1 protein-coding gene is annotated in these 359 nt (G+C 40.4%); it reads right to left on the bottom strand.

Annotated features, from left to right (window positions below):
• On the bottom strand, positions 1-359 hold a 359-nt coding region (locus H5122_RS20025), incomplete at both ends, for a transposase (protein ID WP_182713012.1).

Below are 359 nucleotides of genomic sequence, written 5' to 3'. Positions count from 1 at the left end.
CTCATTATAGATACTGACGAGAAATACTGAATGACAGCCATCGAACTGCTAGAGAAACTAAGCTGGTTAGGCCATATCCCTGTGACTGTCGCCGCCATCGTCATTATTCTTCGTATTAAATTATAGGCGAGTAACACGCCCCATAGCTCCTGACGCACCATGTCAGGGCGCTTACTTCTTAAATGGTATGCGCTATCAAGCATGGTTTGTTTGATTTCTCTAAACCCAAGTTCTATCTCCCAACGATGACAATATAATTCAACAATTTCATTACCTGGATAACGCAATCTATCCGTCATCGAGGTTAATATACGGTAGCTTTTACCCTTTATTGTTTTACTGATTAATCTCGCTTTAAT

Source organism: Pseudoalteromonas sp. SG43-8, assembly GCF_014164245.1.
GTDB lineage: Bacteria > Pseudomonadota > Gammaproteobacteria > Enterobacterales > Alteromonadaceae > Pseudoalteromonas > Pseudoalteromonas distincta.
This window is presented reverse-complemented; position numbering and strand designations above follow the sequence as displayed.